The 23844-nt window shown below is 69.0% G+C and carries 22 protein-coding genes and 1 pseudogene; 12 read left to right on the top strand and 11 right to left on the bottom strand.

Annotated elements, in window-relative coordinates:
* Positions 1 to 115 precede the first annotated feature (115 nt).
* On the bottom strand, positions 116 to 1186 hold the full coding sequence (locus tag STRNI_RS02110; RefSeq protein WP_018091448.1) for a zinc-binding dehydrogenase: 1071 nt from the start codon (positions 1184 to 1186) through the stop codon (positions 116 to 118).
* Between the two features lie 496 nt (positions 1187 to 1682).
* On the opposite strand from STRNI_RS02110, the gene STRNI_RS02105 reads away from it, so the two are divergent.
* A complete protein-coding gene (locus tag STRNI_RS02105; protein WP_277410392.1) occupies positions 1683 to 2291 on the top strand; it encodes a hypothetical protein in 609 nt (202 codons plus the stop codon).
* Between the two features lie 302 nt (positions 2292 to 2593).
* On the opposite strand, the gene STRNI_RS02100 is transcribed toward STRNI_RS02105, so the two are convergent.
* Together STRNI_RS02100 and STRNI_RS02095 are read right to left on the bottom strand one after the other, a co-directional pair.
* On the bottom strand, positions 2594 to 3892 hold the full coding sequence (locus STRNI_RS02100; RefSeq protein WP_277410391.1) for an erythromycin esterase family protein: 1299 nt from the start codon (positions 3890 to 3892) through the stop codon (positions 2594 to 2596).
* Between the two features lie 418 nt (positions 3893 to 4310).
* Complete coding sequence (locus STRNI_RS02095; protein ID WP_148589399.1) at positions 4311 to 4937, bottom strand: dihydrofolate reductase family protein; 627 nt, start codon at positions 4935 to 4937, stop codon at positions 4311 to 4313.
* Between the two features lie 478 nt (positions 4938 to 5415).
* On the opposite strand from STRNI_RS02095, the gene tap reads away from it, so the two are divergent.
* From tap to STRNI_RS02080, 3 genes are all read left to right on the top strand, one after another.
* Positions 5416 to 7677 (top strand): telomere-associated protein Tap, encoded by a 2262-nt coding sequence (gene tap, locus STRNI_RS02090; RefSeq protein WP_277410390.1) that lies wholly within the window; start codon positions 5416 to 5418, stop codon positions 7675 to 7677.
* Positions 7678 to 7686: 9 nt separating this feature from the next.
* Complete coding sequence (gene tpg, locus STRNI_RS02085) at positions 7687 to 8244, top strand: telomere-protecting terminal protein Tpg (protein WP_018091441.1); 558 nt, start codon at positions 7687 to 7689, stop codon at positions 8242 to 8244.
* Between the two features lie 299 nt (positions 8245 to 8543).
* Positions 8544 to 8864 (top strand): hypothetical protein, encoded by a 321-nt coding sequence (locus STRNI_RS02080; protein WP_277410389.1) that lies wholly within the window; start codon positions 8544 to 8546, stop codon positions 8862 to 8864.
* Positions 8865 to 9169: 305 nt separating this feature from the next.
* On the opposite strand, the pseudogene STRNI_RS02075 reads toward STRNI_RS02080, so the two are convergent.
* Positions 9170 to 10124 (bottom strand): annotated as a pseudogene (locus STRNI_RS02075) (IS481 family transposase); the annotation flags it as partial.
* 87 nt (positions 10125 to 10211) lie between these two features.
* Positions 10212 to 10577 (bottom strand): VOC family protein, encoded by a 366-nt coding sequence (locus STRNI_RS02070; protein ID WP_018091439.1) that lies wholly within the window; start codon positions 10575 to 10577, stop codon positions 10212 to 10214.
* 95 nt (positions 10578 to 10672) lie between these two features.
* Between STRNI_RS02070 and STRNI_RS02065 the strand changes: the two genes are divergently transcribed.
* Together STRNI_RS02065 and STRNI_RS02060 are read left to right on the top strand one after the other, a co-directional pair.
* Complete coding sequence (locus STRNI_RS02065; protein ID WP_277410388.1) at positions 10673 to 11638, top strand: helix-turn-helix transcriptional regulator; 966 nt, start codon at positions 10673 to 10675, stop codon at positions 11636 to 11638.
* Between the two features lie 159 nt (positions 11639 to 11797).
* The gene (locus STRNI_RS02060; RefSeq protein ID WP_277410387.1) at positions 11798 to 12424 is read left to right on the top strand and encodes a hypothetical protein; all 627 of its coding nucleotides are present in this window, start codon (positions 11798 to 11800) and stop codon (positions 12422 to 12424) included.
* Positions 12425 to 12589: 165 nt separating this feature from the next.
* On the opposite strand, the gene STRNI_RS02055 is transcribed toward STRNI_RS02060, so the two are convergent.
* Positions 12590 to 13276: an MOSC domain-containing protein gene (locus STRNI_RS02055; protein WP_266450706.1), complete on the bottom strand. Its 687-nt coding sequence runs from the start codon at positions 13274 to 13276 to the stop codon at positions 12590 to 12592.
* A gap of 828 nt (positions 13277 to 14104) precedes the next feature.
* Between STRNI_RS02055 and STRNI_RS02050 the strand changes: the two genes are divergently transcribed.
* Positions 14105 to 14602 (top strand): GNAT family N-acetyltransferase, encoded by a 498-nt coding sequence (locus STRNI_RS02050; protein ID WP_262036843.1) that lies wholly within the window; start codon positions 14105 to 14107, stop codon positions 14600 to 14602.
* Between the two features lie 372 nt (positions 14603 to 14974).
* The gene (locus STRNI_RS02040; RefSeq protein ID WP_277410386.1) at positions 14975 to 15715 is read left to right on the top strand and encodes a class I SAM-dependent DNA methyltransferase; all 741 of its coding nucleotides are present in this window, start codon (positions 14975 to 14977) and stop codon (positions 15713 to 15715) included.
* A 285-nt stretch (positions 15716 to 16000) separates the two neighbouring features.
* Here STRNI_RS02040 and STRNI_RS02035 read toward each other — a convergent pair whose 3' ends face one another.
* The 3 genes from STRNI_RS02035 to STRNI_RS02025 form a co-directional block, all read right to left on the bottom strand.
* The gene (locus STRNI_RS02035; RefSeq protein WP_159483665.1) at positions 16001 to 16564 is read right to left on the bottom strand and encodes a hypothetical protein; all 564 of its coding nucleotides are present in this window, start codon (positions 16562 to 16564) and stop codon (positions 16001 to 16003) included.
* Positions 16565 to 16674: 110 nt separating this feature from the next.
* Entirely contained in the window at positions 16675 to 17022 is a 348-nt protein-coding gene (locus tag STRNI_RS02030; RefSeq protein ID WP_277410385.1) for a DoxX family protein, read from the bottom strand.
* A 424-nt stretch (positions 17023 to 17446) separates the two neighbouring features.
* The gene (locus STRNI_RS02025; RefSeq protein WP_277410384.1) at positions 17447 to 18742 is read right to left on the bottom strand and encodes an MFS transporter; all 1296 of its coding nucleotides are present in this window, start codon (positions 18740 to 18742) and stop codon (positions 17447 to 17449) included.
* 99 nt (positions 18743 to 18841) lie between these two features.
* Between STRNI_RS02025 and STRNI_RS02020 the strand changes: the two genes are divergently transcribed.
* From STRNI_RS02020 to STRNI_RS02010, 3 genes are all read left to right on the top strand, one after another.
* Positions 18842 to 19927 carry a helix-turn-helix domain-containing protein gene (locus STRNI_RS02020; protein ID WP_093635807.1) on the top strand — a complete coding sequence of 362 codons (1086 nt, stop codon included), beginning with the start codon at positions 18842 to 18844 and terminating at the stop codon, positions 19925 to 19927.
* Between the two features lie 272 nt (positions 19928 to 20199).
* Positions 20200 to 20400, top strand: coding sequence for a DUF1918 domain-containing protein (locus STRNI_RS02015; RefSeq protein WP_078518720.1), 201 nt, complete (start codon positions 20200 to 20202; stop codon positions 20398 to 20400).
* Positions 20401 to 20672: 272 nt separating this feature from the next.
* Positions 20673 to 21434 carry a MerR family transcriptional regulator gene (locus tag STRNI_RS02010; RefSeq protein WP_277410383.1) on the top strand — a complete coding sequence of 254 codons (762 nt, stop codon included), beginning with the start codon at positions 20673 to 20675 and terminating at the stop codon, positions 21432 to 21434.
* A gap of 141 nt (positions 21435 to 21575) precedes the next feature.
* Here the strand turns inward: STRNI_RS02010 and STRNI_RS02005 are convergent, their stop codons facing one another.
* On the bottom strand, positions 21576 to 22784 hold the full coding sequence (locus tag STRNI_RS02005) for an alkene reductase (RefSeq protein WP_277410382.1): 1209 nt from the start codon (positions 22782 to 22784) through the stop codon (positions 21576 to 21578).
* Between the two features lie 77 nt (positions 22785 to 22861).
* Between STRNI_RS02005 and STRNI_RS02000 the strand changes: the two genes are divergently transcribed.
* Positions 22862 to 23278 (top strand): MerR family transcriptional regulator, encoded by a 417-nt coding sequence (locus STRNI_RS02000; RefSeq protein WP_018091427.1) that lies wholly within the window; start codon positions 22862 to 22864, stop codon positions 23276 to 23278.
* A gap of 65 nt (positions 23279 to 23343) precedes the next feature.
* Here STRNI_RS02000 and STRNI_RS01995 read toward each other — a convergent pair whose 3' ends face one another.
* On the bottom strand, positions 23344 to 23820 hold the full coding sequence (locus STRNI_RS01995; protein ID WP_159483655.1) for a hypothetical protein: 477 nt from the start codon (positions 23818 to 23820) through the stop codon (positions 23344 to 23346).
* Between the last annotated feature and the right edge of the window lie 24 nt (positions 23821 to 23844).

Here is a 23844-nt window from a genome sequence, read left to right as displayed (position 1 = left end):
CCGCCCCAGCCGGCGATCACCTCAATTACGGCGACCGGGGCAGGAGTTCCAAGGAAAGGGAAGAGGCGGGGACAAGGACAGGGGCAGGGTCAGGGCCAGGGGCAGGGTCAGGGACCTACACACTGTCCGCCTCGAAGTGAATCAGAGGCTTGATGATGCCCCCCTCTTTCAACGCCATCATCCGGAAGGCCTGTTCGATCTCGTCGAAGCTGAATTCGTGCGTGGTCATCGGTGTGGGGTCGACCTTCCCCGTCTCCATCAACCGGAAGATCCGCCGAAGCCACCCGCGCCCTCCGCGGTTGAACCCGCCGTACACCTGCTTGTCCGACATGCCGTATCCGAACGGCTCCAGGGGGATCTTCAGCGGCTCTCGCACCTCACCGTGGTACCCGACGTTGGAAATCCGCCCTCCCGGCTTCGTGACCCGGAAGGCCGCCTCCCAGGTCTGGGGAGCGCCGAGCGCCTCGATCGCCGCGTCGACTCCCTGACCGTCCGTCAGCTCCAGGATCCGCTCGACCGGATCGCACCGGGTATGGTCGACGATCAGATCGGCGCCGAAGCGGCGGGCGAGTTCCTGACGGGCGGGAACCGACTCGACGGCAATGATCAGGCCGGCGCCGAGCAGCCGGCACCCGATCGTCGCCGACAGTCCCACCGCGCCCTGCGCGAAGATCGCGACGGTCTCGCCCAGTTCGAGTTCCGCGTGTTCGGCCGCGACGAACCCGGTGGAGAGCATGTCGGTGGCGTACAGCGCCTGGTGGTCGGAGAGCTCTTCAGGAATCGGTGCGAGATTGGCCTCGGCGTTGTTGACGAGAAAGTACTGGGCCAGGGTCCCGTCACGCTGATTGGTGAACCGGGCGCCGCCCAGCATCTGTCCGCGGCATTGCGAGGAGAACCCGCGCTGGCAGGACTCGCACTGGAAGCAGGGCGTGATCCCGGCAGCCGCGACGCGCTGGCCTTCGGTCAGTCCCTCGACGGCCGAGCCGAGCGCATGGACGACACCGACCGCCTCGTGCCCCAGCGTCACATCCGGAGCAACCGGAATCACGCCCCTCATGACGTGCACATCGGTGGTGCACACCAAGGCCGCGGTGGTACGCACGACCACGTCATTGGGACCGGGTTCGGGGACCGGCTTCTCGATGACGCCGACCTCGCCGACCTTCCGGAGAACAAAAGCTCTCACCTGCGATTACCTGCCGTTCGATGCGGGAGTGCGAGGAGACCGTCAGCCGGCAAGGTCGGTCCATTCGGAGGTCTCGGAGGTCTCGGGGGCCTCGGCGGGATCGATGCCGTGTGCGTGGATCCGTCGGCGGATGCGCAGCCGGCAGAGCCTCACCGGGCCTTGTACGAGTGGGTGCCCAGTGTGATCGCGGTGAGTTGGACGCTCAGGATGACCTGCTCGGCAGGACCTGCCAGGTCACGGTGGCGAGGAGGCCGAGGATTCCGGTGTGCGCGGCGGCGGAGTGGTGCGAGTGGCTCATGCCATCGCCATTCCCACAGACGAGGTCTGGCGAGGGTCGTCGCGTCATCTTCCGCCCGTTCGGCCGACAGTGCGCGCCCATGCGTTGCGGTCCGGCACCCTGAGCCGAGACGTCCGCAGGCGCCCTCCCTGCGGGGAGGGCCGCCCAGGCTCGATCGCGACCGAGTTAGCTTCCTCCGCGACCGGCTAGCCTCCTCGCATGGGCATGGACATCACGGTCCTGGTCGTCGACTGGGCGCACCTCATGGAGATCGCACCGGACGACCGGCTCGAAGTGCTGCAGGAGTCGGCGTACGCGGATGACGAAAGCGATGAGGCCGACGCGGGTTGGGTGTGGCCGGCCGAGGCGGACAGGGCCTGGCTGGGCCGGTACGAGTTCGGCGGCACCCTCGGCTCGTACAAGCCGCACTTCTGGCTCGTCCAGGCGTGGGAGGACGTCCGGGGCGCCGCCGGGACCACGCTGCGGACGGCGCTGGACGACTTCCTGACGGCTCTGCTCTGGTCGGGCCCTGAGGTCGAGAGCGACGCCGAGCATGTGGACTCCGGCGTCTTCCCTTCCGAGGACGGCCTGTGGCGACCGGGTCCGCTCATCGCCCGCGGCCCCCGGACCGTGGCCGGTCTGCACCGTTGTTGGCAGAAGGCTGCCCCCGCCCTGCCGCAACTGCGCGAACCGTACGCACACCACGCGGCATGCCCAGGGCGGTGGATCGCGGACTTCGAAGAGTTCACCGAGCTGCTGTCCGGCTGGGCCGAAGTGGTCGGCGAAGCCCAACAACGCCGGTGGGGACTGGTCGGGCTTCCCCTCTGAAACACACCACCGGACCGCTTCCCATCGCGGTGGAGGAGCTTGGGGAGACGTGGCAGTCGCCCACAGCCAGGCTGCCGGCACACCTGCACGTAGAGGCGCTAGTACGGAGTGCCCGGCGGCAGCCAGGGGGTGGAGGATCACAGCACGGCGGCACGCGCCACCTGACGGGGTGCCCGCGCCAGGCGCGTGCGAGCCAGGTCCTCCACGGTGACGGGGCGGGCCCGCCCGACGACTGGGATTGACCGGAGCCGAGGTAGGTGGGGCCTCCGTCCGGGAGGCCCGCCCACCTCGGATCGGGGTGATCAGAAGCGCACGGTGCGGTCCCGGGTGACCGTCGGAACGGCGAGCAAGGCATCGAACGCCTCAGGGACCGGGGTGCTCAGGGCGGAGCTCTGGCTCCGGATGCTGTTGAGCAGCGGTGCCCCCTGGGTGTCGCGCGGTGCGTCGCGCAGGTCGGTCAACGTGATCCGGTCGGCGAGGCCCGCGTCGGTGAGGGCCGCCTCGACACTGCCGGGCTCGGCCGGCTGAAGGTGGGCTTCGGCGAGGGTGAAGCCGACCGCGGCGCTCTGGTCGGGGTACATCTCCGGCACATGGTCGGCGGTATGGACGAAGGCCACTGTGCGGTAGTCCTCGCCCAGCATCCGGTGCAGGTGCTGGCCCATGGTCAGTGCGGTGAGGCCGCCGTCGAACTCAAGCGTCGTCTTGTGGATGTGACTGTTGTGCGCGGCGAGGACGATGCGGGTCCCCGGTTCGGCGTGATCCAGATGCCAGCGCACCGATTCGGCCATGTAGATCTCCCGGACCGACAGGTCCGCCGCCAGGCCCCGGCCGGACAGCAGGGCGTTCATGGCCTGGAACATGTAGTCGGTGTGACAGGCCGCTTCCACGCTGCGCCGGGCGATATCGAAGTGGCGCTGGCTGCTACGGGAGACGTAGAGCGGTTCGGCGGCGCGCAGCCGCAGCAACAGCCGCGCCAGTACGGCGGTCAGCTCGTTCTGCTCGGCGGCCTCCAGACCTGCCCACTTGGGCGCGGCCGCAGCGCCGGAGCCGCTGCCCTTGAGGAACCGGTCGCTTACCTCCAGGGCCGTATCGACGAGGCGGAGCGCGTCGGGGTCGACCTCATGCAGGTAGTCGGCCACCGGCTCCAGGGCAGGCCGCAGTGTGCCGCCGGCTTCCGGAACGTCGATGCCGGCGAAGCGCAACGGATACCCGCTGGTGCGGTTGTGGCGGCGTAGCCAGTGCATGAGGTCCGAAGCGCCCCACTCGGCGGCGGCTCGGCTCACCTTCGCGAGGTCGCCGTCCTCTCCGTCGCCCTGCAGCCACCTGTCGAGCGGGAAGGCTTCGCTGAAGCCGAACTCGAAGGCGAATACGGTGAATCCGCAGCGTTCGGCGAGATAGCGCAGCACCCGCTGGCGAGCACACGAGAACTCTTCGACGAAGTGGGCGCCCTCACCGATCGCGACCACACGGGCATCGCCGACGATCTCCCTGAGCGCTTCGAGGTCGTCGAGGGGCTGCTGCGGATCAAGGGTGGTCAGGGTGGTGGAGTGCTCGCGGAACCAATCGGCAAGCACGGTTCGGGAAGAAGACTGAACAGGCATAGATGGAGCTCATTTCTCGGCTCGGAGGTTCAGGGCACAGCGCTCGTCCGCACATGGCGGACGCAGTGAAGTGACGATGCGCAGACGCAGACGCAGACGCAGACGCAGACGCAGACACAACCGGCGCCGGGCCGTTGGGTCAACGGCGCGCCGCGTCTGCCGACGAACCCCCGTCAGAGGAAATTGCTGACTATTGCCATGGTGGAAAGCTAGCTGCGGGTGCCGTACACGCGCACGCGAATATTCCGGCGCAGCCCAACTCCCGGCCGACTGTGCGCGTACGGGCGCTTCCCCTGGCCTGCGCCTCAACTCCCCCGAGCTGGGCGCGGCCTTCCTCGGCGGAACGAAGCTGGCCTCACTCCCAGCCGCCGGCCGTGTGCAGGAACTCCGGCCCGATGCTCGGACGCACGGAGCGTCCTCACCCCTGCTCGTCGAGCATGAAGGATCCGTACTCGGGCTTCCCGGCGCGTTCGTAGGTGCAGTACTGCACACCCACGCCGGTGGGGCGGGATTCCGTGAGCGTCCAGGCGGAGGGGGCGGCGCCCTCGCTGAAGAGTCGCTTGCCGGTGCCGAGGATGAGGGGATTGACGAGCAGCCGGTACTCGTCGACGAGGTCGTGCTGCTGCAGGGTGCGGATGAGGTCGCTGCTGCCCTGTGTCATGATCACGCCGTCGAGCTGCTCCTTGAGCTGTGCGACGGAGTCTGCGGCCTCGCCCTTCAGGAGATGGGAGTTGTGCCACTCCAGGCTGTTCCGGGTGCGCGAGGCGACGTACTTGGGCATGGCATTGAGCTTCACCGCGATCGGGTCGTTCTGGTCGGTGACGCGGGGCCAATGGGCGGCGAAGATGTCATAGGTCTTCCGGCCGAGCAGGAGATGGTCGGTCCGCTCGAAGACCCCCTGGATGAGTTCCAGGAAGTCGTCGTCGACATACGGGACCTGCCAGCCGCCGTGCTCGAAGCCCGCATCGACGTCCTCGCTCGGGCCGCCGGGGGCCTGCATGACGCCGTCCAGGGTGACGAACGCGGTGACGATCAGCTTGCTCATGACGCTGCCTTTCGGGTGCGGAGACTGCCTGCACCCGTATTGACTCCCGGACCGGCGAGAACTCATCGCCCGACGCGCGAGCGGCCGGTCTTGGGCTCATTCCGTGGCCGGAGTCCCGCCGTGCGGGCCTGGCCCGCGGCTGAGCGGAGTCGGACCGCTTCGGCCCGGCAGGCGGCGCGCTGACCAGCAGCGGAATCAGTCAGGTGGCCTGCGTAGGTGAGCTCGCAGCAGACCCCGAGCGGGCCCCTGCGCCCTGACCTGTGGCGAGGATGGCCGCGCTGGCACCGGCACTGGCACCGGCGCTGGCACCGGCACCGGCACCGGCACCGGCACCGGCACTGGCACTGGCACTGGCACTGGCACCGGACCGGCGCCGTGCGGCGGGTGGCACCCGCACTCCAACCTGCGCGATTGAAGTGCGTTCAATCGCGCGATCCAATGCGTGATTGGGGTAGGGTTCTTAGTGGAGGTGGACTCTGTGTCCAAGGAGAACGAGCTGTTCAGTGCTGTCGATGCGCTGCTGGAGCAGGTTGCACAGGATGACCTGCCGGGTCCTGCTGAGCGCAAGAGGCTGCGTGAGGCGGCGGGGCTGAGTCAGGCTCAGATCGCCACCGCGCTCAACGCCCGGCGTGAGGCGGTGGGCAACTGGGAGGCCGGCCGGACCGAGCCGCGGCCCCCGAAGCGCGCCGCCTACGCCCGGCTTCTGGAGGGCCTCGCCGCCCGCTTCCCTGCTCCCGACACCGCCGCCCCGGCGCCGACCGAGCCCCTGGCCGCGCCCACCGCCCCGGAGCCGGAGGCCGTGCCCGATGCCCCGGAAGCGGGGAACGCGTCCACGGGCCGGGGCGATGAGCCTGATGCCATGACTGCTCCGGCGAGCACGAACCGCTCCGTTCCGACCATGGCGAAGGCGCCGGCCGCCCGTTCGGCGAGCACCAAGCCCTCGACGTCGTCGCCGCGCCCGGCCGCGAAGAAGGCCACCCACAAGCTCGCCGCGGCGCCGGTCGCTGTCGACGACCGGTTCGCGAACGGCCCGCTGGGCGTATTGGACGGCGACGGCTCGCTGTACTGCGTCGGCGGCCTGGTGCTGGACTGCCCTGCCAAGACGGTCCCGGCCCTGGTCGACTGGACCTTGTCGGAGGGGCAGTTGGGCGCGCCCCGGCTGCACCCGTCGGGCAAGGACGCCGACCCACTGATCGTGCTCACCGCTGCGGCCGCCGAGCGCCTCGGGCTGCCGGAGCGCTTGGAGGACCGGCGGGGGCTGCGGCTGCCGGAGGACCACCAGGTCGTCAAGCAGCTCGCCCGCGCGAAGTGGCAGCTGACCAAGCGCGGGTTCGGGCCGTGGGCCCGCATCTACCGGCCAGCCGAGGGTGGCAGGCGCCAGTGCGTACAGCTCGCGGTGCTGCCCTGGGGGGCGCTCGATTCCCGTTCGTGGGGGAGTACTGACGAGCTGGAGCCTGCCGACATCGCCCGCGTGCTCGGCACCTACGCCTCGCGCGTCATCACCCCGCGCGGTTCGACCGCCGTCTCCGGCCTGGAGGCGATGACCGCGCTGCGCCCGCCGACCCGCGCGGTCAAGGACGAGAAGACCGGCAGCTGGGTGTCCGGCCCGATGCCCGGTTCGCTGACCGAGCCGGTCGACCCGGCTCCGGCAGAGGCCCCGGACGAGCACCCGGTCGTCGCCGCCCTCTACCCCCGCGCCCACCAGCGCACCCCGTCCGAGGTCCTGGACGAGGAGGCGTACGAGTGGATCCGTGACCCGCAGCTGCTCACCGACGCCGAGTGCACCCGCAGCTACGCGGTCGGCATCGACGTCAACACCGCCTTCCTCGCCGCCGCCAACCGCCTGGTCGTCGGCCTCTCAGCGCCGGTCCACGTCAGGGCGCCGGCCTTCGACAAGAAGACGCCGGGCGCGTGGCTGGTGGACCTGTCCGGCATCGAGCTCGACCCGCGTCTGCCGTCGCCGTTCACCCCGCACGGCACCCGGCCCGAGGGCCCGGCCTGGTATGCCACGCCCACCGTCGCCTACGCCCAGGAGCTCATCGACACCTACCGCCTGCCGGCCCGGATCCGGCCGCTGGAGGCGTGGATCCGCACCGAGTCCGGCCCGTATCTGGACCCCTGGTACAAGCGCATCGGCGAGGCGTACAAGGCGACCATGGCCGATCTCGGGGTCACCTCCGATCTGCCGGAGCCCGAGTTCCTGGAAGCCATGGCCCGCCACAAGCAGGAGGACCCGGCGCTCGCCGCAGTGCTCTCCGCCGTCAAGTCGACGGTCAAGGGCGGTATCGGCAAGCTCCGCGAGCGGCCCAAGAGCATCAAGCACCAGTACGGCGAGCGGTGGCCGGCACTGGAGCGCCCGACCTGGCGCCCCGACATCCGCGCCGCCGTCATCTCCGCCGCCCGGGTCAACATGCACCGCAAGATCCTCAAGACGGCGCTGGCCACCCAGCAGGCTCCGGCACCGTCAGGGAACCTGATGCTCAGCCAGGACGCCCTGCTCCCCATCGCGCTGCTGTCCGACTGCGCCGTGTACCTCTCCGACGGCCCCGGCCCGCTGGATTTCCTGCCGCACACCGCGGACGGCAAGCCGGCCCCCGGCAGCTTCCGGCTCGGCGTCTCGCCCGGGATGGTCAAGCACGAGGGCACCCAGGAGCTGCTGTGGGCCGTGCAGATGCTCGATGAAGGCCACAACCCCGCCCGCCACATCAAGGGCACCGACGCCGCACTCGACGGAGAGTAGGAACACCTCGTGGGCATCCTCGGCGACAGCCTGGAGAAGGCAGCGGCCGCCACCGCCACCCGGCCGATCCCGAAGTCGGCCGGTGCGCAGATGCGGTTCCTGGTCAAGCAGCACAAGGGCTCCACCAAGGCCGTCGCGCAGCTCCTGGGCGTCAGCCAGCGCACGGTGGAGCGCTATGTCAAAGACCAGATCAAGCGGCCCCGCCGCGAGCTCGCGGCCCGCATGGAGCGCGAGGTCCGCCGGCGCTGGCAGCCGAAGGTGCGTCAAAAGGCCCAGCAGCGCGCCGCGTCCACCGATGGAATCACCATCGAGACACGCGCGCGGTTCGGATTCACCGCGGCTCCCGGCTCGACGGACGACGGACGGATCCGGCTGATCACCCAGCACCTCCCGCCCGCCTACGCCGCCCGGCTCTTCACCGCCCAGGCCTCCGGCGCCACCGAGCAACAGCTCCAGAACATCGCCGCCGAGGGCCTGCAGGAGATCTACTTCAAGGATCGCGGCCGCCGCGCAGACGGCCTCCTGGTCGAGTTCAGCGACATCGACTATGTGGAGCTCGACTTCTGAAGTCGGCGCAGGCGGGGTGAGAGCCTGGAGCCGATGAGCCGAAGCACGATAGCTGTCACCAAGGCAGGCTGTTGCCGTCATCAGGGCGGAATTCCGGACCGGGCGCGGACAGGGCGCGTGGGCCGGAAGCTGTGCCAGAACCCGTGATCCGTGACGTCTGTGACAGTGGGCCGGACGGTAGAGCAAGTGCGGCTCCCGGCAGTCACCTGAAACGCATCAGATTCCCGCTTCCGCAACCCACTTCGATGCCCCGGCGTCCAACTCCATGACGGACGGCTGCCGATCACCCGGGAGGGCACATGGCGAAGAAGGACCGGACGACGGACGCGGCGAGGGAGAAGGACCGCGAAAAGTGGATGGCGCGTTTCCAGGTACGGCTGGTCATGCAGCCGGGCGTGGACCGGGCAGTCGTGCTCCAGGCGGTCAAGGATGTCACGGCGCACTGCGCGGATACGGGAGAGCACCCGCGGGATGCCTTCGGCGACCCGGACGCCTATGCCGTGCAGGCCGCCGCGCGGCTGGTGCCGGCGGACCGGGCGGCGCGCGCGAGGCGCCACGACGCCGTGGTGGACACGCTCGGCTCCGTGTTGAAGAGGGCCGGAGACGTCGCCGGTCTGTGACCGGTTCAAGCGACTTCCGTCATGGCCCGGCGCACGGGTTCTGACACAGCTTCTCCCCGCCGGGGCTGCCGGGCAGCTCAGGCGATCGGCGAAGCGCCGGAGCCAGTGAGACCGATCCTGCTTCGCGCGCTGCTGGTGACAGACAGCGCGCCGCCCCGGGTGACAACCATCGTGCTTCGCCCGGTCGAAGCCGCAGGTGCAGGTGCAGGTCAGCCGGCGCCGCAGACGGCACCTTCCGTGCTTCGGCTCATCCGACGATGGAGCCGAAGCGCGACAGATGTACTGATCGGAGACGTTAGTCAATCGTGAGAAGGGCGGCTGGTTGCCGCAGGCCGTGTGGGGCCGGTGCTGGTTGTAGTGGTGTAGCCACGTCTTGAGTGCGTCCCGTCGCTCTTGTTCTGACTGGTAGCAACGGGCGTAAGCCCAGCCGTCGGCCATTGTTCGATGGAAGCGCTCCACCTTGCCATTCGTCTGCGGTCGGTAAGGGCGTGTGCGCTTCGGCGTGATGGCCAGGGCCTCGCAGGTGTCGCGCCAGAGGAAGGACCGGTACGCGCCTCCGTTGTCCGACAGAATTCGCTCGATGGTAACGCCGTGTTCGGCGAACCACGCCACCGCTCGATGCAGCACCCCGACGGGGGTGATGGCGGTCTCGTCGTCGTGTACCTCGGTGTATGCGACGCGTGAGTGGTCGTCGGTGATCGTGTGCATGAAGGCGTAGCCGAGTTTCGAGTTGCCCCACTTGCTCTTCAGCTTGTCGGGAGTGGCCGAGCGGTTCTTCTCGCCTTGCCGTCGCCCGACGTAGCGCCATCCACCGCCGTCAGGGATGTTCCCGAATTTCTTAACGTCCACGTGCACCAGCGAGCCGGGGTACGGGTGCTCGTAAGCGCGGATGGGTTCTCCAGTGGCACGGTCGAGATAGGACAGCCTGTTCAGCCGCGCCGCGGTGAGGATACGGTGGAATGTCGACGCGGCGATGCCGAGTCGTGTCGCGAGTTGAACTGGGCCCTCCCTCAATCGCCTCCGCAAGCTGACGCATCGCATCGATACTGCCTTGGGCGTCTTCTTCGGCGAGGTCTTCGGTCGGGACGAGCGGTCTTGCATTGACTCGCCAGCAAGGTGGCGGTCGACCCAGCGCTTCACGGTGGGCCAGGAGACCTGGAAACGGGCCGCAACTTCGCTGATTGGCCAGCCGTCGTCAACGACGAGTCGTGCGACTTTCAGACGGTGGCGCGGGGTGAGGGCAGCGTTCGGATGTGACATGTCTGAGCTCCTGGACAGGTTGAAGGGCCGGCCATCGTGTGTGGCCGGCCCTTCGGGAACGAACATAGTGGGTAGGGGTCGTGCAGCTCAGTCCACCGGGGAGACCCGGATGAGGTTGCCGTCGGGGTCCGTGATCACGAACGTGCGGCCGAAGACAGCGTCGTACGGCTCCTCCACGACATGGACTCCCTTCGAGACCCAACTCGTGAAGATCTCGTCAACTGCGGACGCTGCTCCTGGCACCATCAGCCCGACTTCGCTCGTGCGAGGGGTGGTCGGGACCGCGTGTTCGCTGCCCCCCGTCCACAACGCGAACAGGACGCCGGGGGCTACCTCGAAAGCAACGTAGTGGGGACTGGTGAAGGTCGGTTCGATCTCGAACAGGTCGCTGTAGAAGGCCGTAGCGGCCTCGGCGTTGCGGACGTAGATCAGGAACAGGTTGGGGGCGGGCATAGAGCGCTCCTCAGATCGTTGAATTCTCGGTACCGCTCCAGTTGATCGCCTAATCGCGACAGAACCTGTCACCTTTTCTGCGAACATTGGTCAGTATGAAGGCTTCGAGGCTGTTGCACCTCTTGCTGCTCCTGCAGACACGTCAGCGCATCTCCACCACCGAGCTCGCCGAGCGTCTGGAGGTGTCCCGGCGGACTGTGCTGCGGGATGTCGAGGCGCTCTCTACAGCAGGTGTGCCTGTTTATGCCGAACGCGGGCGGAACGGTGGGATCGTTCTGCTCCCCGGTGCACGGCTCAACGCATCCCATCTGGAACCACCAGAGCTGGAGGTCCTCTCCGTGGCTGGTTTGGACAGCGGGCAACTTGAGCGCATGGGCCTGTCTGCGGTGCAGGAGTCGGCCGCGCGCAAGATCGCCGCCCGCCAGGCCGCAGCACCTGAGTCGCCGAGCCTGCTGCGACTGGCGGACCTGGTACTGGTGGACAGCAACGCGTGGCTTGCTGACTCAAAGCCAGCGGTGGACGTATCGGATCTAGCCTCGGCCCTGCGACACCGACGCCGGCTGCGAATCCAGTACCGGCGCAGCGCCGAGAAACAGGCCTCGGCGCGGGTGGTCGACCCGTACGGGATCGTGGCGAAATCAGGCCGCTGGTATCTCATCGCCGACGACCAGGGGACCGGTCGGCTGTTCGCTCTGGAACGGCTCTCGGCCTACGAACAACTCGACGCGCCAGCTGTTCTCCGACCAGATGAGACCCTCCGCACCAGGTGGGCTGCGTTGAAGGAACGCACCGAGAGGCCAGGTCGCGTGAGCGTGACCGTCCGTCTGCGAGAAAATGGCCTCGACCTGGCACGGCGCATCCTCGGCACCCGCATCCACGATGTCTCCGACACGGAAAACGGCTGGTGCACCGTCGTCGTCCGCTACCCCGACATCGAGTCAGTGCGTCAGCTCCTCCAGTTCGGCGACCACATCGAGATACTCACCCCAGAGACAGCCCGCAAACGCATGAGCCAGCTTGCCAAGGACCTGGCTGAAAGACACTCGGCCCCAGCCTCGTGACTGCTAAGCGGCACGCCCTGCTCTCGATCAATGTCCCCGGTCGGTACAACTAGAACTGCAGGCCAACCGGGCGGGGCTTCCGGGACGGCCCGGCATGGCGCCGTGCCTGGGCGCGATGTCCCCGGATGCTGAGGGCCTCGGAACCATGCAGGAGGGACCATGGGCGACGACCACCCCAGCCTTCAAGAAGCCCGGCAGTCGACATCCACCGGTGCGGGCCAGGACACTCCCGGTCAGTCGGGCGTCATCGGCATCGCGCTCGCCGCCGTGCTGACGGCCGCACTCGCGCAGGGTTCCTGGCAATGGTTCTCCACATACGTCGGGGTGACCCTCCTTGCGGTGATCTTCTCCTTTTACCGACTGCCGACATGGAGGCCCGGCCTCGGTTCTGCGTACGCACGGAATCTGGCTGCGTATGCGCTGGTCGTCGGTCTGTGCGTAGCGATCACCCTGGCCCCCATGCTGCAGCGCTGGGCGTGGCTGTTTCCGATGCCGGGAACTCGTAACACATGTCCTGAGCTGGGCAGATACGAAGCCATCCGGGCGGCGGCCGAGCTCGCGAACCTGGCTGGCCGTGGCAGCGCCGCCTTGGCTCAGGCGCAGGCATCTCAGAGCCGTATGGCTGTTGCCGACTGCCTGGCGCACACCACGACCCTCTGGCTGCCGGTGTACGGGGCCGGGGCGGCGGTACTGGTGGGTCTGGGCGCATGGTCCCTTGACCGGGGCCGGGCAAGAAAAGAGTCGGCCGTGGCCACCCCCGAACCTCATCCTCCTCGCCAGGAATGAGCAGGCGTGCAAACGGGACCGGGCCGCAAGGAGTGGCGGCCGTGGCAGCCGCCGGCGCATGACACGGCAGCCGACCATGGCCCGCCCCGCCGCCCCTACTCACACCTTTCCAGCTCGTCCCGAGCCCGTCGCTGCTCAAGTCCGTCTCTGCTCACTGGCGCTTGCTCAAGTCCCGTTCTGCGCACGCTCTTTGAGCGCGGTGACATACTCACGTGCCACTCGCTGTACCTCGGTATGCAGGGCCTCGCCCGCGGCCAGGACCTCGGGCAGCAGCTGCCTTTCCAAGGTGACCGCCCGGAAGGCCATGGCCACTGTCACCCGGTGATCCGGCCGGTGCACGATCTCGATGGGATCGCCGGCGCGGATCTCGCCGGGGACGATCACCCGCAGATAGGCCCCGGTGGCGGCATGCCGGGTGAAGCGCCTGACCCAGCCCTCCTCGCCCATCCGGCGCTGGAAGGTGAGGCAGGAAATCCGTCCACTGGTGGCCTCCAGCACCACATCGGGACCGATCCGCCAGCGCTCGCCGATCCTGGCGCCGTTGACGTCCAGGCCGGACGTGGTGAGGTTCTCCCCGAACGCGCCATTGGGCAGCGGCCGTCCCAGCTCGCGCTCCCAGAAGTCCAGGTCCTCCCGGGCGAAGGCGTACACCGCTTGGTCGTTGCCGCCATGACGACTCAGGTCGCAGACCGCGTCACCGGCCACGCCACTCGCTCCCCGTCCCGGTGGGCCCGGATCCGCCACCCGGACCGGACCGTCGGCGGGCTCCTTGAAGATCCCGGTGGTGCCGCTCGGGCCGGTGGCGTACTCCACGGCCTTGGGCCTGCCCAGGTTCACGGTCAGCAGCTTCATTGGCCTGAGGCTAATCAGTCACCCTTCGCCCCCTCCACCGATTTCGGGCCTGAAGCCGACTGGCGAACTGCCCTGCCCGCCGCCCCTGATCGCATCGCTGGGACCTCCCTCCCTTTGTTGGCCGCCAGCCGCCAGCCGCCAGTCGCTATCCGCGGCCCCAATCGCCAGCCCTCAGCCCCCAGCCGCCGGCCGCCACGACATCGCCCGCCCGGTCACCGCCGCCGCTCTGTATCAACCACGCGCCCTACGCCACCGCACCTGGCCGGCGCACTCACCGCCCGCCAGCTTCTGACCAGATGACCGGGACGGCTGTGGGCCCGGCGTCGGTCTGCCCGCCGGCCCAGACGAGGTCGTCTACGGGAACCTGGAGCCGCAGGCCCGGCAGGCGGCGTGCGAGGGCGCTGAAGGCGGCGCCGAGTTCGATGCGGGCGAGGGCGGCGCCGAGGCGCTACGGGCGCGCTGGCGCGCAGCTCCGCCTACTCCGGGGGCGGTTCCAGCGGACCGGGCCGCTCGAACGGCAGGGTCCGTACGGCGCTCGGCTCGGCGGCCTCGTTCATCTGCGGCATCTCCTGGGGCGGGTATCGGCGTGGGCTCGTATGTCCCCGGTACGCCCCCAGCGGACACGTTGACGTTGCGACAAGGTCAACCCTGCGCCCGCTCCTTGGCCCAGAGGAAGGTTGCTGCGATGTACAGGGCCGGTCGATGTGGGGGGGGGGCGGCTTGGTAGATGCGGATGGTCTTGTCGAAGCCCCGTGGTCGTCGGCGCTGGCGTCCGCTTCGCCTGAATCATCCCGCGCGGACCGGGCTGCGGCTGTAGCCTCGGCCCTTATGAGCTGGCTGCCTGACGACTTCGTCCACCCCGTCCACGTGCCCGTCCCCGACACCGCGCTTCACCTGCGGCCTATCCGCGAGGCGGACACCGCGCTCGACTACCCCGCCGTGATGGGCTCCCGAGAGCGCTTGTGGGAGATCTTCGGCCCGGCCTGGGCTTGGCCCAAGGAGACGATGACCTACGAAGAGGACCGCATCGACTTGCTGCGGCACGAGAAGGAGATAGCCGCGCACCAGTCGTTCAACTACGCGCTGCTGGACGAAGAGGAGACGGCGATCCTCGGCTGCGTCTACATCGACCCGCCCGAGCGCACCGGTTCCGACGGAGAGGTCTCCTGGTGGGTGGTGGACGACCTCGCCGGCGGCGAGATGGAGCGCGCGCTCGATGCGCTGGTGCCGCAGTGGATCGCCGCCGACTGGCCCTTCCAGCAGCCCCGTTATCTGGGCCGCGACATTACGTGGCAGGATTGGCTCGCGCTGCCGCGCGCCTCGTGACACGTTCGAGGCGGTACCCGGATCGGGTCTTTGAAGCACGGTCTGATCGTTGTGTGGATGTGAACGTGCCGTTGACGGGACGCCTTCCCAGTGGGCGCGGATCGAGTCCTGTTCCCTGACCGGTCGCAAGGGGCGGGAGGAGACAGCGAGCCGATCGACCATGCTTTCGGCCGCTCCCGCGGCTGGTTGACCACGAGCATCCACCTCGCGGCTGATCCCGGCCGGCTGTTGGCCCTTGGCCCTGCTCATCTCCCCGGGTCAATCAGGCATGCGCCCAAGAGCTCCTAACGAAATGATCTCCAAGCTAGTTGGATCACGTGGAAGGTAAATCCGCTCGACAGCGCCCCTCGGCACCCGGCAAAGTGGCCGCCCGTGACGAGCAGTGAGCTGTGGACCCGTGCGACCGCCGACCGCTACGACGCCGAGGAGACCGAGTTGTCCTCGGCCGCCGTCCTCGGACCAACTCTCGCCTTCCTCGCCGACCTTGCCGGAGGCGGCCGGGCGCTGGAGTTCGCCATCGGGACCGGACGAGTGGGCGTCCCGCTCCGGGAACGCGGCGTGCCGGTAGTGGGTATCGAACTGTCCGAGCACATGGCAGCGGTGCTGCGGCGCAAGATCGACGAGGACACGCTCCCGGTAGCCATCGGGGACATGGCTACCACCGTCATCCCCGGCGAGTTCACCCTGGTCTATCTCGTCTACAACACCATCACGAACCTGCTCACACAGGACGAGCAGGTCGAGTGCTTCCGCAACGCCGCACGCCATCTGGAGCCCGGCGGCCGATTCGTCATTGAGCTGGGCGTGCCGCCGCTGCGGTTCCTGCCGCCCGGCCAGGTCGCGGTGCCGTTCGACGTATCGGAGCAACATCTCGGCTTCGACACCTTCGACCTCGTCGAGCAGATTCTCGTCTCGCACCACTTCACCCGCGACGGCGACGACGGCCGCTACCGCCGCGGAAACTCCCGGCACCGGTACGCCTGGCCGGCAGAGCTCGACCTGATGGCACGCATCGCTGGGCTCGAGCTGGAACGTCGCGTCGCGGACTGGGACGGGGCCCCGTTCACCCAGGACTCCGCGAAGCACATCTCCGTGTGGCGCAAGCCAACCTGAGACCGGCCACCGGGCCGTCAACGTAGGCCGTGCCTGTCCTGAAGCTCCTATCGGGAGTTCAGGCGTCGCCAGCAGATCAGTGCGCATCCGGGAGAAGTCCAGGGCGATCGCGCCGCGAAGCTTGGCCAGGAGAACCTGGTGCAGCCGGGACCGGACTCCAGTCTCGGTCCACTTGGCCAATCGGCCACGCGGCCGATCGGCACCAGCAGGTCATACACAACCTTCCGCGGTGCGTACACGTGCGCTGCGCCTCCCCCTAACTCGTCTTAGGCGCCGGGCGACTCGTTACCGGGGCGGAGGGCCGGCCAGGGTGTCCAGGATGGTGTTGTACCGGTCCCCGAAGTCGATTCGGGTGATGTCGTCGTAGTGGAAGGACGTCGGGGCGCTGGCCCAGCGGGCTTTCGGATTGACTTCAAGCAGCTTGAGCCGCTTCTTTCCGAAGCGCACCGGTGCCCCGATGTACACCACGCCGGGGTCCAGATCCTCTTCGAAGACGGCTATCAGGTGGTAATTCCTGCTGACCGACTCCACCAGCGACCGGAAGTCCGTCTGCGCGAGGGGACCATGCGGCCCCGGAGGAGGCCAAGGGCCCTCCCGCTGGAGCCAGCGCACCATCAGATCGCGGGATCCTTGGCGTCTGACCTTCACGATGTCGCGCGTTCTGAGCGCCACGAAACCGTCCAGCGCGAGACGGTTGCACTCCGCGATGACCGTCCATGAGGGCGTCACCTCGATCACGAACCCCTCAAGCTCGTCACTGCCCGGAAGCGCGCGCTCGAGGTGCGTCAACTGGTGTTTCTCGGCGGCCTCTTGCAGCTGCCGTCGGACTTCTTTGCTCATGGTGTCCATGCTCCACGCCGTTCGCGCCGCGCACCATTCGTTTTGCTCGCCGAGGTGCTGAGACGGCAGATCAGGACCGCTGTACGTCGTTGATCGGCCCAGGGGGCCGTGACGGGTGCTCAGGCGGTGAACCCCAGTGCCAGGGCGCCGACCACCGGCGCCGCGTACAGCAGCGGGAACGGGATGTGGGAGTACCAGCGTGCCCGGACGACGGTGACGACGGCTCCGGCGAAGTACAGCACCAGGCCGACCCCGGCCAGGACGCCGATGACCGGCAGGACCAGGCCGGCCAGCAGGCCCGCCGCACCCGCGGCCTTGGCCGCGCCGAGCCAGGGCCACCAGGAACGGGAGATGCCGTAGTCGGCCAGTGGCTGGACGACCCACTGGGCCCGGAGAAAGACGGAGGCGGCCGAGAAGCCGGCCATGGCGGCGGCGAGGAGGGTGACGACGATGTAGGCGGTGGACATCAGAAATGCTCCCATCAGGCGGATGCCGGTGCGTACTTGTGCGGCCGGCTCTCTTGCGTTCCTCACCGCGATGACGTGCCACGGCGAAGGAATGTGACCGATGAGGGCGAGCAATTTTGCGTCGGACGTACGGCCAGGGCGACCGCGCCGGATTCGACGGCTGGCCGCGGTTGGCCGCGGCTGGTGATGGCGGGGGCGGAGACGCCGGGGTCAGCCGAAGGACGCCGTGGGTGGTTCGGCGCGGATGAGGAGGGAGAGCGCTGGGGGTTGTCCTCGAGCCGGTGGTGGCATCTCGCCGGTGGTGGACACCTCACCGGTGGGGCGGTAGGACGACCACCTGGCCGGCCTCGGCGAGCAGGGCGCGCACGTCCCCGTTGATGCTGACGGCGAAGTCCCGGCACCAGAAGCCGGAGAGTGTCCGCCGCTACTTCACACCGTTGCCGGAAGCGATTGCTGAGCCCGCCGGCCTGCTCGGGCCCGGCGACAGCGTCGGCTGGGCCGCTCCTTGATCCTGCTCGGCGGTTCCATGATCCTTTTCGATGGCAATGGCGGAGGCGGAGACGAGCGTCGCAGCGGCGAGGCTGCCCCAGAGGGCCGTCGGGCCGTGGGGTGCGAGAGCGGTGATGACCGTCGGGGAGACGGCGAGGCCGAAGCCTGTGGAGAGCTCGAAGCGGGCGAGGGTGCGTCCCAGTACCTGGGCCGGGGCCAGGGCGGTGACGAGCGCGGTGGCGCTGCCGGCATAGATGATCTCGCCGAGAGTGCAGACCACGGACACCGCGGCGACGGCCGGGGCACCCCAGCCGTGTCCCAGTGAGGTGGCCGTGAGGAAGCCGAGGTAGGACGCGGCGAGTACCACGCCGGCGAGAGCCAGCACGCTCCGCCGGGAGAAGCGGGACATCAGGACGGTGACCGGAACCTGCAGGGTGACCACCAGCACCGTGTTGGCCACGAAGATGGCCGCCGACCACACCGGCGATGCGTGCAACTGTGTCACCAGGACCAGAGGCAGCGCGATTTCGGGGACGTTGAGGCAGAAGACGTAGATCACGTTGGCGGCCAGTAGCGCGCGCATCCGAGGTGCGGGCCCGTCGGTGCCGTCCTCGGCCGGGGTGGCGGCCGGACGCGCGTGCAGGCGGACCGACCACGCCAAGGCCGCCGCGGCGAGATAGGCGAGCCCGGTGACGGCCGCCAGCGCCTGCAACGCGGTGGTGCCGCCCGCCAGGCATACGGTGGCGAGGAGTGCGCCAACGCCCAGGCCGGCGTTGCGCAGGGCGCGGCCTCCCGCGAGAGCGGCGTCGCGCTCCCGGCCGTGGGCGACCGTGGCCACGAGAGCCGCGTGGGCGGCCGGCCATGCCTGGTTGCCGATGCCGAGGAAGAGCGCCGCCGTCCCGAACAGCCAGACGTGTCCCGCCGGGGTGGCCAGCAGCAGCGCCACGCCCACCACCCGCACCAGCATCGACGCCGCCACGACCGTGCTGCGTGCGCCCCGGTCCAGCCATCGGCCCACCGCGGGCATGCACACCAGACCCGCGACGATGCCGACCGTCATGGCGATGCCGGTGGCCGGCGCGGACAGCCTCAGCACCGTCACCCCGTAGAGCAGCAGAAAGGGCCGCAGCAGGCCGGTGCCGAGCGCGTCCACGGCCAGGGCGACGGCATAGCGGGGGCCTCCGGAGGCACGGACGAGGGCGCGAGGCTGGATCTTGGTGGTGGTTGACATGGCGGTTACGGTGCGTTGGGAGACCGGGCTGGGCACGTCGGTTGACGGACACCGTCAACCGACGCCGTCGCCGGCCAACCGGTCAGTGATGCTGAGGGGATGACGTTGAGGATCGACATCAGCGGCCTGCCGTCCGAGCGGCTGCGGTTCGCCGCCTCCCCGCTGGCCGAGCTGACCGCGATGCTGCACGTTCTGGCCGAACCCGGGCATCATCCGCAGTTCGCCGGCTGGGCGGGGGAGGTCCGGTCCGGGCTGCGGCCGGAGCTGTCCGAGCGGTTGCGGGAGGCGGAGTTCCTCTGGCGTTCGTCACAAGCCGACTTCCTGATCCCCGCACGGCCCCGGGCGACCCTCGCCGAGGAGTTGGACGATGTGGACCGGATCGACGACGAGACGTATGTGACCGCAGCGCTCGTCACCACGTGCGGCAGCAACCGGGTCCACTTCGCCGCGCCGTCGCCGCTCACCGACGCGACCGCGCGCGAGCGTGCCCTGGACCTGGCCCAGGCTCGCGGCGCGCGGCAAGAGGCCTTCACGGAACGGCTGCTCGCGGACCCTGCCGCTGTGCGGGCGCGGGTGCGCCACACTCTCGAACAGTGCGCCGAGGCCTTCTTCGACGCCGCCTGGGCGGGCGTCGCCGTGCAGCTCGCCAACGACCTGCGCCTGAAGAACGACCTGCTCAAGCGCCAGGGCATCGGGGCGGCACTCGCCTCGGTCTCCGGCGCGGTCACCCTGGCACCGGACGGCGACTGCATCATCGTGGACAAGCTGCAGGACAAGGCGACCGCCGCCCACGGCACCGGGGTCACCTTCATCCCCAGCGTCTTCGGCAGCCCGCACCTGGTGGTGGTCCACGCGCCCGGGTGGCAGCCGGTGGTGCAGTACCCCGTGGCCGAGCAGAGTCCATCGGAACCCGTAGCGCTGGAAACGGTCACCCTACGGCTGGAGGCACTCGCACATCCGGTACGGCTGCGGCTCCTGCGCACCCTGGCCCGCGGCCCGCACACCACCGGTGAGCTGGCCCACGCCTGGGAACTTTCACCCCCGGAGGTCTCCCGCCACCTCGCTGTCCTGCGCCGCGCGGGCCTGCTCACGGCCCGGCGGCACGGTCGGTACGTCCGTCACACCCTCAATCTGCCCGATCTGACGGCGCTGGGGACCGACCTGCTGGCGGCCGTACTGCGCTGAGTGGCTTCGGTCTGCGCCGCACCTGATGAGGGGGTTCCTTGGTCTCCCGCAGCGAGACGGCCGGGGCAGATGGGGCAGCCGGGGCAGCCCGGGGCAGTGAACCGGCTCTGCGGCTGTCGCCTCATGAGCACCCCGGTCGACTGAGAGCCGGCCCATACGCCCCTCAGTCGACCGCGGGGAGAGCCGAATTGCGTACACAATCCCTTACGCTCTGCAACAACGGGTGATGCCGGCAGTCAGCGGTGTCGCAAACGGCAGAGAGGAACGCAACGATGCACGCCTCCAAAGGGGATCGCCTTGTGATGCACGGTCGGGTCGTGGGCAAACACGATCGGGTCGTCGAGATCGTCGAGGTTCTCGGCCCCAACGGCACGCCGCCCTTCCGCGTAAGGGCCGAAAATGGCCACGAAACCATCATGTCCCCCGGACCGGACTGCATGGTTGACCATCGCAAAGCATCCGACCCTGCCTGAGTGAGGAACGCCGTCTCCCTTGGTTACACCGCGGGAAGACGAGCACGGCGGAGATGACTGTGGAGGCGTCGGCCTTTCCCCTCTTGGACTCTGAACTGTTCAGAGCGGAAAAGGGCGACGCCGTCCGCGTGCACGCGGAGCTCCGCCCAGGTGCCGTCCCGGCGGGGCTGGAGATCATGGGACTGGGCTTGAAGTTGTCGCTGCGGCAGCTTCTACCGTCTTGAACAGGGCCGGAGAGGTCGGCCCGGTGAAGCACTTGTGAGGAGGCGGCGATGGCCTGGCCGATTGCGGAGGTCGCCCGGATGTCGGGTGTGACGGCCCGGACGCTGCGGCATTACGACGAGATCGGTCTGCTGCCGCCGGCCCGGATCGGCTCCAACGGTCACCGCTACTACGAGGAGCGCGAGTTGCTGCGATTGCAGCAGATTCTCGTACTGCGGGCGCTGGGCCTGGGGCTGTCCGAGATCGGCCGGGTCCTGGCCGCGCAGGTCGACGAACTGGAGGCCCTGCGCGGCCACCACCGTCGGCTGCTCGCCGAGCGCGACCGGCTCGACGCCCTGGCCGGCACCGTCTCCCGCACGATCACCGAACTGGAGCAGTCCAGGAAGGACGGTAGACCCATGACGAGCATCAACCGGCCGGAGAACCTCTTCGAGGGGGTGGAGCCAGCTCAGTACGGGGAGAGCCTGCGTGCTTTCCCGGAGCTGGCGGGGGATATCGAGCGGCGTACCTCGGCGATGAGTGAGGCGGAGATCGAGGCCGGGCACCGCAAGCGCACGGCTCAGATGATCCGGCTCGCGGAGCTGCTGGCCGCGGGCACGCCTGCCGACGCCGTACCGGCGCAGGCCGAGATCGATGCCCAGTACCGTGCGCTGGCCGAACTCCGGGCAGTTTCGGCCCAGGAGTATCGCGCGATCGGGCGTGCCTGCGTGGACAACGAGCAGTGGCGCGCGGCGTACGAGACGATCGCGCCGGGCCTGGCCGAGTATCAGCGCGATGCCATCGAGGCGTACGCCGCTACCCGGATGAGCTGAGCTGAGCTGAGCGGACCGGGGCCGCCGCTACAGCTATGGCTCATTGCGGCGGCCCGCATCCGTGGACCCCCGCCCGGCGATCCGCAGGGCGTGGAAGCCCTGACGGTCCGGGGCTGGAGGCAGCCACGTCGTCGGCGAAGGTCACGGTCCGGCGGGTGCGGGTGCGGGTGCGGGTGCGGGTGCGGGTGCGGGTGCGGGCGCGTGGGCGTATGCGGGTTCGGAACCGGGTTGTGTCTCGGCTCGGTGCTGGACCGCGGCCAGCACGGGATAGTCGGTGTACCCGGTCTCTCCGCCGACGTACATCATGTGCTGGTCGCGGACCGGATTGAGCGGTGCGCCGATGCGCAGTCGTTCGACCAGGTCGGGGTTGGCGAGGAACGCGCGGCCCAGGGCGATCAGATCGGCTCCCGCGGTCAGCAGCCGCTCACCCGCCTGCATGCCGCCGTCGGCGGGCAGTGGTGTTCCCCAGCCCAGCGCCGGGTTGGCGATCAGCGTGCCGGGCCAGGACTTGCGGAGGTCATGGAAGAGGGGCTGGTCCGGGTCGGCGAACACGAGGTGCAGGTAGGCCAGGCCGGAGTCGGCCAGGGCCTCGATGAGCGCCGGGTAGATGTTCCCGGTGTCGCCCTCGTCGATGCCGTTGATGGTGTTTCCAGGGGAGATGCGCAGGCCCACCCGGTCGGGGCCGATGGCTTCGGCGACGGCCTGGGTCACCTCGACGGCGAACCTGATGCGGCCGGTGACCGAGCCGCCGTAGGCGTCGGTGCGGCGGTTGGTGCCCTGCGACATGAACTGGTGCAGGAGGTGGCCGTTGGCGGCATGCACTTCCACTCCGGCGAAGCCGGCGTCGAGGGCGTTGCGGGCGGCGGTGGCGAAGTCGGCCACGGTGGACCGGATGTCGTCGAGGGTCATCTCCCGCGGCACGACGGCGTCCTGGCGCCCGTCGGGGGTGTGGATCGTCTCCGGCAGCGGGACCGGCGAGGGCGCGACCGGTACCAGCCCACTGTTGTCGGGATGGCCGACCCGGCCGCCGTGCTGCAGTTGCAGGAACATCCGGCCACCCGCGGCCCGCACCGCTTCGGTGACGTGCCGCCATCCGGCGACGTGCCGCTCGTTGTAGATCGCTGGGATGTGGGGGTACGTCTGCCCCACGGCGTTCGGTGTGGCGGCCTCGGCGATGATCAGTCCCGCGGAGGCGCGTTGTGCGTAGTACGTGGTCATGATCGGCTGCGGGACACCGTCAGCGCCGGCGCGATTGCGGGTCAACGGTGCCATGACCAGGCGGTTGGGCAGGTGCAGAGCGCCGAGGCGGGCAGGTTCGAACAGGCGGGATATGGCTGGCGTGTGCGTCATGTCGGTACGGTAGAAGTTGACATCAGTGTCAGATTCAAGTCCGTCGGCGGGCACACGGGATGGGGCGGGGTGGGGACATGCGGATCGGTGAACTGGCCCGGCGCAGTGGGGTGAGCGAGCGTTCGCTGCGCTATTACGAGACGCAGGGGCTGCTGAGGGCCGAGCGCACTCCGGGTGGCCAGCGGCACTACGGCGAGTGGGCCGTCGACCGGGTCATCCGCATCCAGGCGCTCTACGCCGCGGGGCTGAACAGCAAGAAGATCGCGCAGCTGCTTCCCTGCATGAGGGATGCGGACGGCGGCCCGTCCGAGATCGCCACCCCGCGGCTGGTCACCGAGCTCACGGCGGAACGGGAGCGCATCGACCGAATGATCACCGACCTGATCCGCTCCCGCGACGTCCTGGACGAAGCCATCACCACGGCCTCGGCCGACCCGCCGGCCTCCGCCATGTCCCGCGCCGATACCACCCGGCTACACCGCGGACCTGCCTGATCAACCGAGGCCACGCCCAGTCTTCGAGCCCGCCACCACCGTAGGATCCTTCGGGGAAGTTCGCCCTACACGGCGGCACTCGCGAAGGCGGCCACATTGCGTGGGCAGCGCATGAGTTCGCTGAAGTCCGGGCCGTACGGCGCCTCGTCTTCCGGGTACTCCGGGTCGGGTTCCCAGTCGTCCGCCTCTTGGAGCCGGTACATGAAGCCAGTGAGATCGTCCGGGATGCTGAAAGGTCCCTCATCCCACGGGTGAGTGTCATGCGTACAGCTGTCCTCCCGCTGACGGAAGGCGGCGAGCGCCGCCTCCAGCGCCTTCTCCGCTCGTCGGACGAGATCCGGGCGCTGGTCGCACCACTCCATCCACGGGCCGACGGCAGCGACCCCGAGGACCCAGTAGACAGTGGCGTCACTGTCCAAGTCGGTCTCCAGCTCGCTGATACAGATGTCAATCGTCGCCCACGGGTCACCGGTGGGGTAGCCACCGATGACGTTCTCGATGCGGCTGGTGAACTCGTCAATGTCATCCCAAGGTCCAAACACGTGAGGACTGACGAGACGAAGCGG

Source organism: Streptomyces nigrescens, assembly GCF_027626975.1.
GTDB classification, from domain to species: Bacteria; Actinomycetota; Actinomycetes; order Streptomycetales; family Streptomycetaceae; genus Streptomyces; species Streptomyces nigrescens.
Note: the sequence above shows the minus strand (reverse complement) of the source record. Positions and strands in the feature narration are given on the sequence as shown.

Bases quoted from the DNA above. Each gene is read 5' to 3' on its own strand.
- STRNI_RS02060 (WP_277410387.1), top strand. From the start codon at position 11,798: ATGGGCGACGACCACCCCAGCCTTCAAGAAGCCCGGCAGTCGACATCC.
- STRNI_RS02020 (WP_093635807.1), top strand. From the start codon at position 18,842: ATGACGTTGAGGATCGACATCAGCGGCCTGCCGTCCGAGCGGCTGCGG.
- STRNI_RS02010 (WP_277410383.1), top strand. From the start codon at position 20,673: ATGGCCTGGCCGATTGCGGAGGTCGCCCGGATGTCGGGTGTGACGGCC.
- STRNI_RS02100 (WP_277410391.1), bottom strand. From the start codon at position 3,892: ATGCCTGTTCAGTCTTCTTCCCGAACCGTGCTTGCCGATTGGTTCCGC.
- STRNI_RS02065 (WP_277410388.1), top strand. From the start codon at position 10,673: ATGAAGGCTTCGAGGCTGTTGCACCTCTTGCTGCTCCTGCAGACACGT.
- STRNI_RS02105 (WP_277410392.1), top strand. From the start codon at position 1,683: ATGGGCATGGACATCACGGTCCTGGTCGTCGACTGGGCGCACCTCATG.
- STRNI_RS02050 (WP_262036843.1), top strand. From the start codon at position 14,105: ATGAGCTGGCTGCCTGACGACTTCGTCCACCCCGTCCACGTGCCCGTC.
- STRNI_RS02055 (WP_266450706.1), bottom strand. From the start codon at position 13,276: ATGAAGCTGCTGACCGTGAACCTGGGCAGGCCCAAGGCCGTGGAGTAC.
- STRNI_RS02030 (WP_277410385.1), bottom strand. From the start codon at position 17,022: ATGTCCACCGCCTACATCGTCGTCACCCTCCTCGCCGCCGCCATGGCC.
- STRNI_RS02070 (WP_018091439.1), bottom strand. From the start codon at position 10,577: ATGCCCGCCCCCAACCTGTTCCTGATCTACGTCCGCAACGCCGAGGCC.
- STRNI_RS02015 (WP_078518720.1), top strand. From the start codon at position 20,200: ATGCACGCCTCCAAAGGGGATCGCCTTGTGATGCACGGTCGGGTCGTG.
- STRNI_RS02095 (WP_148589399.1), bottom strand. From the start codon at position 4,937: ATGAGCAAGCTGATCGTCACCGCGTTCGTCACCCTGGACGGCGTCATG.
- STRNI_RS02025 (WP_277410384.1), bottom strand. From the start codon at position 18,742: ATGTCAACCACCACCAAGATCCAGCCTCGCGCCCTCGTCCGTGCCTCC.
- STRNI_RS02000 (WP_018091427.1), top strand. From the start codon at position 22,862: ATGCGGATCGGTGAACTGGCCCGGCGCAGTGGGGTGAGCGAGCGTTCG.
- STRNI_RS02005 (WP_277410382.1), bottom strand. From the start codon at position 22,784: ATGACGCACACGCCAGCCATATCCCGCCTGTTCGAACCTGCCCGCCTC.
- STRNI_RS02080 (WP_277410389.1), top strand. From the start codon at position 8,544: ATGGCGAAGAAGGACCGGACGACGGACGCGGCGAGGGAGAAGGACCGC.
- STRNI_RS02035 (WP_159483665.1), bottom strand. From the start codon at position 16,564: ATGGACACCATGAGCAAAGAAGTCCGACGGCAGCTGCAAGAGGCCGCC.